Source organism: Catenulispora sp. GAS73 (genome assembly GCF_041262085.1).
GTDB lineage: Bacteria > Actinomycetota > Actinomycetes > Streptomycetales > Catenulisporaceae > Catenulispora.
In genome coordinates this window covers 1-12,853 of sequence record NZ_JBGCCM010000047.1, presented here as the reverse complement: position 1 = coordinate 12,853, position 12,853 = coordinate 1, and the positions used below count along the sequence as shown (strand labels likewise).

Annotated in this window: 13 protein-coding genes; 6 read left to right on the top strand and 7 right to left on the bottom strand. The window is 72.1% G+C overall.

All coding sequences use genetic code 11. The features are described from left to right. Nucleotides 1-39: 39 nt before the first annotated feature. The 4 genes from recN to ABH935_RS44405 all read right to left on the bottom strand — a co-directional run bounded on the left by recN (nt 40) and on the right by ABH935_RS44405 (nt 3,996). Nucleotides 40-1,788, bottom strand: a complete 1,749-nt coding sequence (gene recN, locus ABH935_RS44420) for a DNA repair protein RecN (RefSeq protein WP_370384034.1) — start codon at nt 1,786-1,788, stop codon at nt 40-42. A 134-nt stretch (nt 1,789-1,922) separates the two neighbouring features. Next, nucleotides 1,923-2,828, bottom strand: coding sequence for an NAD kinase (locus ABH935_RS44415; RefSeq protein ID WP_370384033.1), 906 nt, complete (start codon nt 2,826-2,828; stop codon nt 1,923-1,925). Next, a complete protein-coding gene (locus tag ABH935_RS44410; protein ID WP_370384032.1) occupies nt 2,828-3,739 on the bottom strand; it encodes a TlyA family RNA methyltransferase in 912 nt (303 codons plus the stop codon). The genes ABH935_RS44415 and ABH935_RS44410 overlap by 1 nt, the downstream gene beginning before the upstream one ends. Then, nucleotides 3,736-3,996 (bottom strand): hypothetical protein, encoded by a 261-nt coding sequence (locus ABH935_RS44405; RefSeq protein ID WP_370384031.1) that lies wholly within the window; start codon nt 3,994-3,996, stop codon nt 3,736-3,738. The genes ABH935_RS44410 and ABH935_RS44405 overlap by 4 nt, the downstream gene beginning before the upstream one ends. 412 nt (nt 3,997-4,408) lie before the next feature. Between ABH935_RS44405 and ABH935_RS44400 the strand changes: the two genes are divergently transcribed. The 4 genes from ABH935_RS44400 to ABH935_RS44385 all read left to right on the top strand — a co-directional run bounded on the left by ABH935_RS44400 (nt 4,409) and on the right by ABH935_RS44385 (nt 7,930). Next, on the top strand, nt 4,409-5,731 hold the full coding sequence (locus ABH935_RS44400; RefSeq protein ID WP_370384030.1) for a glycosyltransferase 87 family protein: 1,323 nt from the start codon (nt 4,409-4,411) through the stop codon (nt 5,729-5,731). Nucleotides 5,732-5,741: 10 nt separating this feature from the next. Then, entirely contained in the window at nt 5,742-6,071 is a 330-nt protein-coding gene (locus ABH935_RS44395; RefSeq protein ID WP_370384029.1) for an alkyl sulfatase C-terminal domain-containing protein, read from the top strand. Nucleotides 6,072-6,107: 36 nt separating this feature from the next. Beyond that, entirely contained in the window at nt 6,108-6,719 is a 612-nt protein-coding gene (locus ABH935_RS44390) for a TetR/AcrR family transcriptional regulator (protein WP_370384028.1), read from the top strand. A gap of 71 nt (nt 6,720-6,790) precedes the next feature. Continuing rightward, nucleotides 6,791-7,930: a CaiB/BaiF CoA transferase family protein gene (locus ABH935_RS44385; RefSeq protein WP_370384027.1), complete on the top strand. Its 1,140-nt coding sequence runs from the start codon at nt 6,791-6,793 to the stop codon at nt 7,928-7,930. 15 nt (nt 7,931-7,945) lie between these two features. Here ABH935_RS44385 and ABH935_RS44380 read toward each other — a convergent pair whose 3' ends face one another. Then, nucleotides 7,946-8,110 (bottom strand): hypothetical protein, encoded by a 165-nt coding sequence (locus ABH935_RS44380; protein ID WP_370384026.1) that lies wholly within the window; start codon nt 8,108-8,110, stop codon nt 7,946-7,948. A gap of 137 nt (nt 8,111-8,247) precedes the next feature. On the opposite strand from ABH935_RS44380, the gene ABH935_RS44375 reads away from it, so the two are divergent. Further along, nucleotides 8,248-9,105 (top strand): MerR family transcriptional regulator, encoded by an 858-nt coding sequence (locus ABH935_RS44375; protein ID WP_370384025.1) that lies wholly within the window; start codon nt 8,248-8,250, stop codon nt 9,103-9,105. Between the two features lie 144 nt (nt 9,106-9,249). Here the strand turns inward: ABH935_RS44375 and ABH935_RS44370 are convergent, their stop codons facing one another. Then, entirely contained in the window at nt 9,250-10,284 is a 1,035-nt protein-coding gene (locus ABH935_RS44370; protein WP_370384024.1) for an HAD-IIA family hydrolase, read from the bottom strand. Nucleotides 10,285-10,311: 27 nt separating this feature from the next. Then, nucleotides 10,312-10,758 carry a tetratricopeptide repeat protein gene (locus ABH935_RS44365; protein WP_194917315.1) on the bottom strand — a complete coding sequence of 149 codons (447 nt, stop codon included), beginning with the start codon at nt 10,756-10,758 and terminating at the stop codon, nt 10,312-10,314. 120 nt (nt 10,759-10,878) lie between these two features. Between ABH935_RS44365 and ABH935_RS44360 the strand changes: the two genes are divergently transcribed. After that, nucleotides 10,879-12,219, top strand: coding sequence for a DUF1015 family protein (locus ABH935_RS44360; RefSeq protein ID WP_370384023.1), 1,341 nt, complete (start codon nt 10,879-10,881; stop codon nt 12,217-12,219). Nucleotides 12,220-12,853 lie beyond the last annotated feature (634 nt).

The following is a 12,853-nucleotide window of genomic DNA, read 5'->3' as shown; positions in this document are numbered from 1 at the left end:
CTGTGGCCGGCCCGAACCGGACCGACCCCAGCAAAACCCCTAAGCCCGCTGCCGATCAGCCGCCGCAGCCTGCAACAACTCGTCGGCATGCGCCTGCCCGAGCTCCGACTCCTCCAGCCCGGCGAGCATCCGCGCCAGCTCCCGCCGCCGCGCCGCGTCGTCGAGCACGACCACGCCCGAGCGCGTGACCAGCCCGTCGTTGGCCTTCTTCACCACCAGCTGCCGGTCCGCGAACGCCGCGACCTGCGGCAGGTGCGTCACCACCACGACCTGCGCCGAGCGCGCCAGCCGCGCCAGCCGCCGCCCGACCTCGACCGCGGCCTTGCCGCCGACGCCGGCGTCCACCTCGTCGAAGACGAACGTCGGCACCGGGTCCGATCCGGCGAAGACCACCTCGACCGCCAGCATCACGCGCGACAGCTCGCCGCCGGAAGCGCCCTTGGCGATCGGCAGGAACGGCGCGCCCGGGTGCGGGGCGAGGCGAATCTCGACGTCGTCGACGCCGGTGGGGCCGAACGCCACCTTCCGGCCGCCCGGCTCCAGCTCCAGGCCGTCGGCGGAGTCCTTCTGGGTCACCGGGACCTCGACGCGGGCGTGCGGCATCGCCAGCTCCGCCAGCTCCGTGGTCACCGCCGCCGCGAACTTGTCCGCGGCCTGCGAGCGCGCCGCCGACACCCGCGCGGCGTGCCCGGTCAGCTCCTCGCGCGCCGCGGTGCGCTCCTCGGTCAGGGCGGCGATGCGGTCGTCGTCGCCTTCGAGCTCGGCCAGGCGCAGGGCGCCGTCGGAGGCCCAGGCGATGACGTCGGAGAGCTTCGGGCCGTACTTGCGCATCAGGCTGTTGAGGTCGCTGATGCGCTGCTGGACGTCGGCCAGGCGGCGCGGGTCGGCCTCGATCGAGTCGGCGTACGCCGCCAGCTCGGTGGAGACGTCGGCCAGCAGGAACGAGGCCTCGTCCAGGCGCTGCGCCAGCTCGGCCAGCGCCGGGTCGTGGCCGCGGGCGGCCTCCAGCGCGCGGGTCGCCTCCGACACCAGGGACAGCGCGTTGATCGACGCCGGGTCGTCCGGGCTGCCGGCCAGCGCCATGTGCGCGCCCTCGGAGGCGGTACGCAGCGTGTCGGCGTGGCCGAGGCGCTCGGATTCGGCGTCGAGTTCGGCGTCCTCGCCCTCGACCGGCTCCAGGCGCTCGACCTCGGCCAGGCCGAAGCGCAGCAGGTCGGCCTCCTGGGAGCGCTCGCGGGCCCGGGTGGTCAGCTCGTCGAGGGTGGACTCGATCTTCTTCAGGCGGTCGAAGCAGGCCTTGTACTCGGCCAGGGCCTCGGCGACGGCGGGGCCGGCGTAGCGGTCCAGGGCCTGGCGCTGGCGCGCCGGCTGCAGCAGCGACTGCTGCGCGGACTGGCCGTGCATCGCCACCAGGTCGTCGGCCAGGCCGCCGAGGACGCCGATCGGGACCGCGGCGCCGCCCAGGCTGGCCCGGGAGCGCCCCTCGGAGGACACCGACCGGGAGATGATGAGCTCTGCCTTGTCCTTGCCGACAGGCTCGAACTCGGCGCCGGCCTCGGCGGCGGCCAGGCCGGCGGCGCTCTTGGGGTCCACGACCAAGCGGCCCTCGACCGAGGCCCGCTCGGCGCCGGGCCGGACCAAGGCGGAGTCCGAACGTCCTCCGAACAGCAGGCCGAGGCCGGTGACCACCATCGTCTTGCCGGCGCCGGTCTCGCCGGTGACGGCCGTGAATCCGGGCGACAGCTCCAATACCGCGTCCTCGATGACGCCGAGACCGCGAATCCTCATCTGCTCCAGCACAGGTAAGACACTAGGTCTTCGCGGGCCGGAAGCGGTACCTGCGCGCCGGATTCGTCCCTTTAGGGGGCGAAGTTCACAGCCCTGACACGGTGTCAGTGTGAGGAAGGACCTCAGCTCGGCACCTACTTCTCCGCGCGCCACCCGTCCACCGGCAGCGCGAACTTCGCAACCAGACGGTCGGTGAACGGCGCCTTGTGCAGCCGCGCGAACCGCACCGGCAGCGCGCCGTGCCGCACCTCGACCCGCGCGCCGGCCGGCAGGTCGAGCACCCGGCGGCCGTCGCACCACATCACAGCGCCCTTGCTCCCGGTCTCGTCGCCGTTCGGCTGGAGCTCCAGCGCCAGCAGCGAGTACGGGGAGACCACCAGCGGCCGCGCGAACAGCGCGTGCGCGCTGATCGGCACCAGCAGCAGGGCGTCCAGGTCCGGCCAGACGATCGGGCCGCCGGCGGAGAAGTTGTAGGCGGTGGAGCCGGTCGGCGTGGCGAAGATGACGCCGTCGCAGCCCCACTTGGACAGCGGCCGGCGGTCGATGGAGACCAGCACCTCCAGCATGCGCTCGCGCGAGGCCTTCTCCACGCTGGCCTCGTTCAGCGCCCAGGAGCGGTCGATGACCCGCCCGTCGAGGCTGACCTCGACGTCGAGGGTCATCCGCTCCTCGACCGTGTAGTCCCGGGCGACGATGCGGTCCACGACGAAGGCCAGGTCCTCGTACTCGGCCTCGGCCAGGAAGCCGACCCGGCCCAGGTTGACGCCCAGCAGCGGGACCCCGGCCGAGCGCGCCACCTCGGCGCCGCGCAGCATCGTGCCGTCGCCGCCGAGCACCACCACCAGCTCGATGTCCTCCAGCGCCTCGGTGCCGGCCGCGCAGACCGGCGCGTCGGTCTCCAGCTCCCCGGCCTCGCCGGCCAGCACGCGCACGCCGACCCCGCTGGCCGACAGCCGCGCGACGGTGTCGCGCGCGGCGTCCAGCGCCACCTGCCGGCCGGTATGGACGACCAACAGCACGTTGCGCTCGCCGTGTCCCATCAGCTCGCTTCCCCTGACCCCTCGTTCGCGATCGATCCCGCTCGACTAATACTGCTGTCGTCCGGAGCGGGCTCCGGCCCGGAGTCTGTGTCGAACCGCCCGTCCCCGGCCGGGCCCTCCTTGATGGCCCGCGCCAGGTCCTCCTCGCGCAGCGGCGGCGCGTCGGCCCGCAGCCACAGGAAGTACTCGACGTTGCCCGCCGGTCCCGGCAGCGGGCTGGCGGCCACGCCGCGCACGCCGAGCCCGGCCCGGCCCGCCGCGGCGGCCACGTCCCGCACCGCCTCGGCGTGCAGGCCGACGTCGCGCACCACGCCGCCGGAGCCCAACCGCTCCCGGCCGACCTCGAACTGCGGCTTGACCATCAGGGTCAGATCCGCCTCCTCGGTCGCGCAGCCGGCCAGCGCCGGAAGCACCAGCCGCAGTGAGATGAACGAGAGATCACCCACCACGAGTTCCACCGGACCGCCGATCATGTCCGGTGTCAGGTCGCGCACGTTGGTCCGGTCCAGGACGGTGACCCGCTCGTCGGTGCGCAGCGACCAGGCGAGCTGGCCGTAGCCGACGTCCACGGCGACCACGTGCGCGGCGCCGTTGCGCAGTAGGACGTCGGTGAAGCCGCCGGTGGAGGCGCCGGCGTCCAGGGCCCGGCGGCCGGCGAAGCTCAGGCCGTCGGCGGCGAAGGCGGCCAGCGCGCCGGCCAGCTTGTGCCCGCCGCGCGAGACGTAGTCCGGGCCGGTGCTGGCCTCGGCGACGACGATCGCGGCGGACGTCTCCACCTGGGTCGCGGGCTTGCCCGCGGTCTGACCGCCGACGCTCACCCGGCCCGCCTCGATCAGCTCCCGGGCCTGCTCGCGGGAGCGAGCGAGGTTGCGGCGCACCAGCTCGGCGTCCAGGCGGCGCCGGGCGGTCACCGGGGGCCCTGGGCCGCGGGCTGCTCGGACAGGATCGCGCGCAGCTCGGTGTGGACGGCGTCGTACACGTCGGCGTGGCCGGCCAGCGGCGTGTCGGGCAGCCGGGCCAGGCGGTCCAGGGCGTCGTCGACACGGCGGTCGCCGGAGTGCTCGTAATCCACTTGGAAGTCGACGGTTTCGGAGGTCTCATGGAAGGCGACCGTCGGCGGGCCGCCAGAGGGCCCGTCCTGCCGGCCGTCCGTCTCGAACTCGCCCATGTCGTCCACGCTCGCGCCGCTCGCCTTCGGTTGCCGAATGTTCACTGTGAACGCTATCGCGTGAACAGTGGTGAGCGCGGGTGCGGCCGCCGGGACGTTGACGCCGACGACGAACTACGACAAGCTGTAGCAGAACCGGACCGACCCGGATGGGCGGCCACGAAATCGCAATTGCCGCCCGATAATGCGCAGCTCCGGCATCAGATTCCCTTCAGGCGCCGATGAAAACCTGGTCAGAGCGTCGCCTGAATGGCATCCGCCGTTAACGCAAGACTCTTTCGAGTGACATTCAAAGGGTGCCCACATCCGCTAACATCAGCGGCTGTCGGGGTGATTCCCATCGCCGTGGCGGGGTGGGAGTTGTGTGGGTCTGCCGGTCGCCGGCGTCGAATTCGTGAGGAGCTGCGCTGGCATGGCGATGGTGGACGACGGTGCCTGGATCGACCGTTTGACAACCTCCTACAAGCCGTGGAGCCGCCGCCGGGCGGCCGCCTGGTGGATGGCCGCGGCCGTCCTGGTCTTCGGGGTCGGGCTGATCGCCGGCAAGGGCGGGAACCCGCTGATAGACCTGAAGGTCTACCGGGACGGCGGGATCTCCTTCATGAAGGACCTCCCCCTCTACACGACCCGCTTCCCGCGCCCGCTGACCGGCCCGAACCTGCCGTTCACCTACCCGCCGTTCGCGGCCGTGGTGTTCAGCGTGCTGGGCTTCGTCGGCTACTACCTGGCCGCGGTGCTCATGGTGGCGATCGGGTTCAGCGCGCTGACCTGGACCATCTACCTGGTGCTGCGCAACCGCGCCGGGGCCCGCTTCCTGCCCGAGCCCACGCCCCGGGTGCTGGTCACCATCACCCTGATGAGCCTGGTGATGGAGCCGATCAGCAGCACGTTCCTGCACGGGCAGATCAACCTGCTGCTGATGGGGCTGGTCGTCACCGACGCCCTGGGCCCCAAGACCCGGATCCCGCGCGGCGTGCTGGCCGGCATCGCCGCGGCGATCAAGCTGACCCCGGCGGTGTTCCTGCTCTACTTCGTCGCGCGCCGGCAATGGAAGACCGCCTCCAACATGGCGGCGTCCTTCGTCGGAGCGACGTCGCTCAGCTTCATCCTGGCCCCGCGCGACAGCAAGGCGTACTGGACCGAGACGGTCTTCGACCCGACCCGCATCGGCGACCTCGGATACGCCGCCAACCAGTCGCTGCGCGGCGGCCTGCACCGGCTCGGCGGCCTGCGGGGCATGGCGATGTCGGTGAAGACCGAGGAACACCTCTGGTTCGCGCTGTCGATGGTCGTCATCGGCCTGGCCTACCTCGGCGCGCGGCGCGCGATCCGGCGCGAGGACCCGGTCTGCGCGCTGGCCGTGGTCGCCGCCTGCCAGCTGCTCATATCCCCGGTCTCCTGGTCGCACCACTGGGTGTGGATCGCGCCGATGCTGCTGCCGTTCGCGATCCAGATCGTGCGCGGCCGCGAGCGCCTGAAGATGGCCGGCCTGGCGCTGCTCACCGTGGTGTTCCTGATCGGCCCGCTGCTGCTGTTCCCGACCAACAACGGCCTGGAGATGCACTGGGGCTGGTGGGAGAACGTGATCGGCGACGCGTACCTGCTCATCACGCTGTCGTTCGTGGTCTGGGCGGCCGTCTCGCGCAAGAACAAGCCGGCCGGGCAGGCCGCGCCGCTCCCGGCGCCGCGCGTGCCGGCTGCGAGCAGCACGCGTACACCCGCCGAGGTGCGTTAAGGTCACGCGCGTGGCCACCATCGAGGAATGCCGGGAAGCACTGAAGGAATTCGCCGGGAAGCTCGGCGAGATGGACGAGTCGAACAAGAAGCTCGTACGGACCGTGAGCCTCAGGGTCCCGGATCTGGACGTGACCTTTCACGGGACGCTGCGCGAGGGGACGTTGGAGGACGTCACCACCGAGCCGCGGGACCGGGCGCAGATCCGGCTGACGATCAACAGCGACGATCTGATCTCGCTGGTCGCCGGAGATCTGAACTTCGCCTCGGCGTGGGCCCGGGGGCGGGTGAAGCTGGAGGCTTCATTCTCCGACCTGCTGCGGCTTCGGAAGCTGGTCTAGCAACATACCGGCAGATCTGCCTGTAAGTTGGTGTGCGTGACCGCCGCACGCCGCACCCAGGAGGAACGCTCCGCCGCGACCCGCCGCCTGCTGCTCGACGCGACCGTCGAGTGCCTGGTGAAGCACGGCTACGCCGGCACCACGACCACGCGGGTCTCGGAGCTGGCCGGGGTCTCGCGCGGGGCGCAGGTGCACCACTTCGCGACCAAGGACGAGCTGGTCGTGGCGGCGGTGCGGCATCTGGCCGAGCAGCAGGCGATGCACGTGTTGGCGCGGCCGGACCTGTTGGCGGACTCCACCGACCCCGTCGGGGACGCGCTGGAGCTGCTGTGGAGGGCCCATCAGGGCCCGACGTTCGACGCCGCGATCGAGCTGTGGGTGGCCGCGCGGACCGATCCGGAGCTGCGGGAGGCGACGACCGCGTTCGAGCGGGCACTGACCACGCGACTCATGGAGGTCTCGGTGGTCTTGTTCGGGCCGGAGGTGACCGCGCTGCCGGACTTCCAGCTGCGGCTGCTGACGGCGCTGGAGGCGATCAGGGGGCTGCGGATGGTCTCGTTCCTGCACCCCTATCCCTCGGCGCGGCTCGATGAGCGGTGGCAGAGGTCGAAGGCGCTGCTGCGGCCGCTGTTCGAGTCGGCGGGCTGACGCGCAGGCAACCTGACACGAAACCTGATACACCGTCAGAAGAATCCGCCGCCGGCGCTCCGGGAGGATGCATGACAGGGCCGCTGCAGGGACTGAAGGTCGTGGAGATCGCGGGCATCGGGCCCGGGCCGTTCGCCGCGATGCTGCTCGCCGACCTCGGCGCCGAGGTGGTCCGGGTGGACCGGCCCGGCGGCGGCGGGCTGTCGCTCGGCGACAAGGACGTGCTCAACCGGGGCCGGCGCTCGGTCGCGGTGGACCTGAAGCACCCCGGCGGCGCCGAGGTCGTACTGCGGCTGGCCGAGCAGGCGGACGTGCTGATCGAGGGCTACCGGCCGGGCGTGGCCGAGCGGCTGGGCATCGGGCCGGAGGCGTGCCTGGCCCGCAACCCGAAGCTGGTCTACGGCCGGATGACCGGCTGGGGCCAGGACGGGCCGCTGGCCCCGACCGCGGGCCACGACATCGCCTACATCGCGGTCACCGGCACCCTGCACGCCATCGGCCGCGCCGGCGGCCCGCCGCAGGTCCCGCTGAACCTGGTCGGGGACTTCGGCGGCGGATCGATGTACCTGGTCGCCGGCATCCTGGCGGCGCTGTGGGAGGCGGCACGCTCGGGGCGCGGGCAGGTCGTGGACGCGGCGATCGTCGACGGCACCGCGCACCTGTCGGCGATCCTGCACGGCTTCGTCAGCCTGGGCCTGTGGCGCGACCGGCGCGGGACGAACCTGCTGGACACCGGCGCGCCGTACTACGACGTCTACGAGACGGCCGACGGCGAGTACATGGCGGTCGGCGCGATCGAACCGCAGTTCTTCGCCGAACTGATGCGGCGGCTGGGGATCGCCGAGCGCGCGCCGGAGCAGAACGACCGCGAGCGCTGGCCGGAGCTGCGGGCGCTGATCGCGGAGGTGTTCCGGACGCGGACGCGCGCGGAGTGGACGGAGGCGTTCGACGGGAGCGACGCGTGCGTGGCGCCGGTGCTGTCGGCGAAGGAGGCCGCGGCGCACCCGCACCTGGCGGCGCGCGGGACGCTGGTGGAGCGCGACGGGCTCACACAGCCGGCGCCGGCGCCCCGGTTCTCGCGGACGTCCGCCGAGCTGGGGCTGCCGCCGTGCGGGGCCGGGGCGCACACACGGGAGGCGCTGGCGGCTTGGGGGTTCGGGGATGTGGAGGCGCTGGTGGCGGCGGGGGTCGTGGTGCAGGCTGAGGGCTGAGGGCTGGCGGCTCAGTCAGCCCAGGCTGACCTTCACGACCTGCGAGGCGGGGAAGGCCACGGTGCCGTGTTCGTTCTTGGCGAAGACCCAGCCTGCGGCGAAGGCCACGGAGTTGACGGGGTAGTCGCCGTCGGCGACGAGGACGATGCGGATGGCGGGGTGCCAGTCGAGATCCTTCATGCCGCCAGCGTCGGGCGCCGGCGGCTGCGGGGCGAGCGTGGGAGGTCCAGGTAGGGGACGTGGCCGCGGACCGGGACGCCCGGCACGCTCGGCGCCGCGCTTGAGGTTTCCCCGGGGCAAGGTTCTAGGTTCGGGGCATGGCGGATGAACCCGAGCTGATCACGGTCGGCCAGTTGGCGCGGCGCGTCGGGCTGACCGCGAAGGCACTCCGGCACTACGACCGAGTCGGGCTGCTGGCGCCGGCCGTGGTCGACGCCGACACCGGCTACCGGCTCTACAGCGCCGAGCAGGTCGGGCCCGCGCGGCTGGTCCGGCTCCTGCGCTCCGTCGACGTGCCGCTGGACCAGGTACGCGAGTGCCTGGCCCGGCCGGACGACGAGGCCGCGATCCAGCAGGTTCTGCACCGGCACCGCCGCCGGCTCCAGGCACGCCTGGACCGGGTCCGCGGCGACCTGCACCGCACCGACCACCTCATCGAGGACGGAGTCACCACGACGATGACCGACCAGGACGAGCACGACAAGCAGGACACCCCCGGCCCGGCGGCCGACGAGCGCCGCCTGGCCGCCGATCTCTTCAACGGAGTGTGGCGGCTGCTGGAGCAGGAGGAGCGCAGCATCGAGGACGACGACCGGATGCTCCACATGGCGCACGCCTCGCGCTACCACTGGGGCCAGATCGGCGCCGCCGTGAACCGCAGCCGCGGCGAGTGGCAGGTGTCACGGGTCTACTCCGTACTCGGACGGGCAGAGCCCGCCCTGTACCACGCCAGACGCGGCCTGGAGATCTGCCAGGAGCACGGCATCGCGGACTGGGACCTGGCCTTCGCCTACGAGTCACTGGCCCGTGCTCACGCGGTCGCCGGCGACAAGGAGCAGGCCCGAGCCTGGACCGAGCAGGCCCTGGCCGCCGCCGAGGACATCGCCGAGGACGAGGAGCGCGAACTGGTCCTGACCGACCTGGAAGCCATTCCCGGGCAACCGCGGTTCTGGTGACGGCTGCCAACTGCGCGTCGCGGATGGAGAACCGGTCCAGGTCCGTCACGCAGGCCTCGGCCGCGTGCTCGGCGGCGCCGGGCCTGCCGTGCCGGACGGCCAGGCGATCCGACTGAGCCGATCCGAGCCTTCCAGGCCCGAGCCCTAAGCCAGCTGCGCCAGCGCGTCCTCCACGTCGACCTTCCCGCCGTACTCCCACACCGCGGCGCACATCACCCGCAGCGCGTCCATCTTGTCGCCGTGGCCGTGCAGCACCACCTGCTCGGACACCACGGCGGCGGTCCAGCGCGCGGAGACGAAGTTCACGCCGTCGCGGGTGGGCGCCACGTGCGAGGTGAGCAGGCCGCGCAGGTCCTCGGCGATGTAGCTCGGGCGGCGGTCGGCGGGGGCGGCGAGCAGGTCGCGCGCCGTGGTCACGCCGGTGAAGACCAGCAGGCTGTCGGTGTCGCCGCGGACCGCGCCCTCGATGTCGGTGTCGAGGCGGTCGCCGACGATCAGCGGGCGGGTGGCGCCGGAGCGCAGGATCGACTCGCGGTGCAGCGGGAGCTCCGGCTTGCCCGCGACCTGCGGGATCTTGCCGGAGGCGGCCTGGACCGCGGCGACCAGCGTGCCGTTGCCGGGGGCGATGCCGCGGGAGGTGGGGACCGTGGTGTCGGTGTTGGTGGCGATCCACGGCAGGCCGCGGCGCACCGCGTACGTCGCCTCGGCCAGGTCCTTCCAGCCCAGGTCCGGCGAGTAGCCCTGCACCACGATGTCCGGCAGGTCGTCGGCGGAGGCCACCGGCTTCATGTTCAGCTCGCGCACCGCGGCCATCAGGCCGTCGCCGCCGATCACCAGGACCCGGCCGCCGTCGCCGACGCAGGCGTGCGCCATGCGGGCCGCGGCCTGCGCCGAGGTCACGACCTCCGACGGCGCGGCCGGGACGCCGAGCTCGTTCAGGTGCTCGGCGACGGTCTCCGGCGTGCGCGAGGCGTTGTTGGTGACGTAGGCGCGGCGCATGCCGAGGTTCTGCGCGTCGCGCAGCGCCTCGGCGGCGTGCGGCACCGCCTCGGCGCCGCGGTACACCACGCCGTCGAGGTCCAGCAGGGCCGTGTCGTACGCCTCGGCGAGCGGCTTCTGGGACGTCAGGAACGGCAGAGGCGCGGTCTTGCCGTCGCCCTCGATGGTCTCAGCGGTCACACCACCATCTGATCACATCCGCGAACCTCACGTGTCAGCCAGCCCCTTCTTTCCGGTCTGCTCCCGAAGAGTGGACCGGGCGGCACGCAGAGCGTTGGCATAATGACGGATTTCCGGACGCATCGCGGCGGCGGCGGAAAGGTGTTCGACGGCGACATCCATCTGGCCGAGTTTGGCCGCGGCCAGGCCCCAGCCGAATTGTGCGTAATCGTCGTCCGGGCTCACATGCGCCAGTTGCGCGAAGCTTTCCACGGCCTGCTCGTAGAGTCCGCCGTCGAAATGGGCCCGGGCCAGCGCCTCCAGCACCGGCGCGGAGTCGGGGGTTTTCTGGGCGACCTTGGTGAGCAGCTGCGCGGCGGCTGCCGGGTCGCCGGCCTCCAGCAGCTGGACGCCCTGCCGGTACCAGTCGGCGGCCTCTCCGGTGGGCTCGCCTGCACCGTCTTCGGCGTCGTACTCGCCATATCGCTCAGACATCAGATCCTCCGTCGTACTCGGCTCCCGCTACCGGCTCCCCATCCGTCACACCTTGTTGCGTTCTTCCTTTCCACCCTCCCACCACGTCATGCCACTGCCCGTTTTCCTTAAGATGCCCTCATGGCAAACACCGATCCGCAGGCGTTGCGCGTACTCCCCTTTCGGGGACTCCGGTTCGCTCCGGATCGGGTCTCGGACCCGTCGGCAGTCACTTCGCCACCGTACGACATGATCGGACCGGACGAGGCCAGGCGATTGGCCGACACTGAGGAACACAACGTCGTACGCCTGATCCTGGCCGCGCCGGAGGAACTGGACGCCGGGCCCGGCGCGCCGGCGCCGTATCACCGTGCGGCGACGTCGTTACGGGAGTGGATCGACGACGGGGTGTTACGACAGGACCTCGAACCGGCGTTCTATGTGTACGAACAGACCGGGCGCGGAGTTCGGCAGCGCGGGCTGATCGCGCTGGTCAAGCTGGACGACGCGGACGTGGATCCCGCGGTGAGCGCCGGCGGCGACCCCGCCGCCGAACCGTCCCCGGCGAGCCGCGCGATCCTCCCGCACGAAGCCGTGACCACCTCCGTCGTCACCGACCGCCTGGCCCAGATGCGCGCCACCGAGGCGCACATCGAGCCGATCCTGCTCACGTACGAGGGCGACCGCACCGTCTCGGACCTGCTGGACCGCGTCGCCGACCTGGCCGAACCGCTGACCTCGACCACCACCGCGGACGGCACGCAGCACCGGCTGTGGGCCCTCACCGACCCGGTCGCCACCGGCCGCATCGCCGCCGACCTGCTCTGGCACCGGGCCCTGATCGCCGACGGCCACCACCGGCACGCCGCCTACCGCCGACTGCGCGCCGAACGCGGCGGCCCGGCCGAGTACGGCCTGGCCCTGCTAGTCGACTCGACGCGCTACCCACTGAGCCTGCACGCGATCCACCGCGTCCTGCCGCACGTCCCCCTGGAGACGGCCGTCGTCCAGGCCGGCAAGGTCTTCGCGGTCCGCCAGACCCCCGACCCGCACCACGCCCTGAACGAGATCCCGACCGGCGAACACGCCTTCGTCCTCTCCGACGGCACCACGCACTACCTCCTCACCGCCCCCGACCCGGCAGTCCTGGCCGAGACCATCCCCGCCGACCGCCCCCAGGCCTGGCGCGCCCTGGACGCCACAGTCCTGCACCACGTCCTGGTCGAGGCGGTATGGCAGCTCCCGGACACCCCCGAAGAAGTCCGCTTCGACCACGACCCACTCCACGCCGTCGCCGAGGCCGCACGCATCGGCGGCACCGCGGTACTCCTGCGGCCGACGACGGAGGACGTGGTACGACAGCTGGCCGGCGCCGGGGTGCTGATGCCGCGGAAGTCGACGGCGTTCGGGCCGAAGCCGGCGACGGGGCTGGTGATGCGGCTGCTGGCTGAGGATGGGGCTGGTCCGATCGAGCGGTTCTGATCTGCGGGTACTTCTTTTGGCGGTTGGGGTGTGGGTGGCTGGGGTGCAGTGGGTGCGGTTTGTTTGTGGGTTTTAAGAGCTTTTTACGGCTTCGCACTGGTTTAAGAAGGATCCGCTGGGTGGCGCAGTTCGGTGGGGTGCCTGGGGACGCGCTGGCGGCCGGCGGGTGATGCTGGACACGACCGCGCGCGGGTCCGAGTCACTGCGCACGCGTTGCGTGGGCGGCAATCGTCGGGCGTGGTGGGCGCCTGAAGTCAAGAGCAGGCGCCTCCGGCGGGGGCACTCCAGACTCTGAGGGATCCCCAACCCCCCGCGTCGCCGGCGGTCTGAGTGTTGGTCGCCGAGTCCCGGATCCCTCGTCGCTGTCGTCGCCGTAGACGGAACCAGCCCGGCCTGGCGGGGTAAAGCCGGATCGCTGCTGCTGTGGTCCGGCCTCGTCCGGCTTGACCCCGCCAGTCCGGGCTGGTTGGCAGAGCCCGCCGACAGCGACGAGGGATCCGGGACAACCCCGCCTGTGGGAAGGATTCCCCGCGTCTCAGGCGCGCCACGTCACGACCGCACGTGGCGCACCCGGGTGGACCGTGTCCACACCACAGGCCGGGGTTGTCCCGGGTTCCCCGTCGCGTCGGCGGGC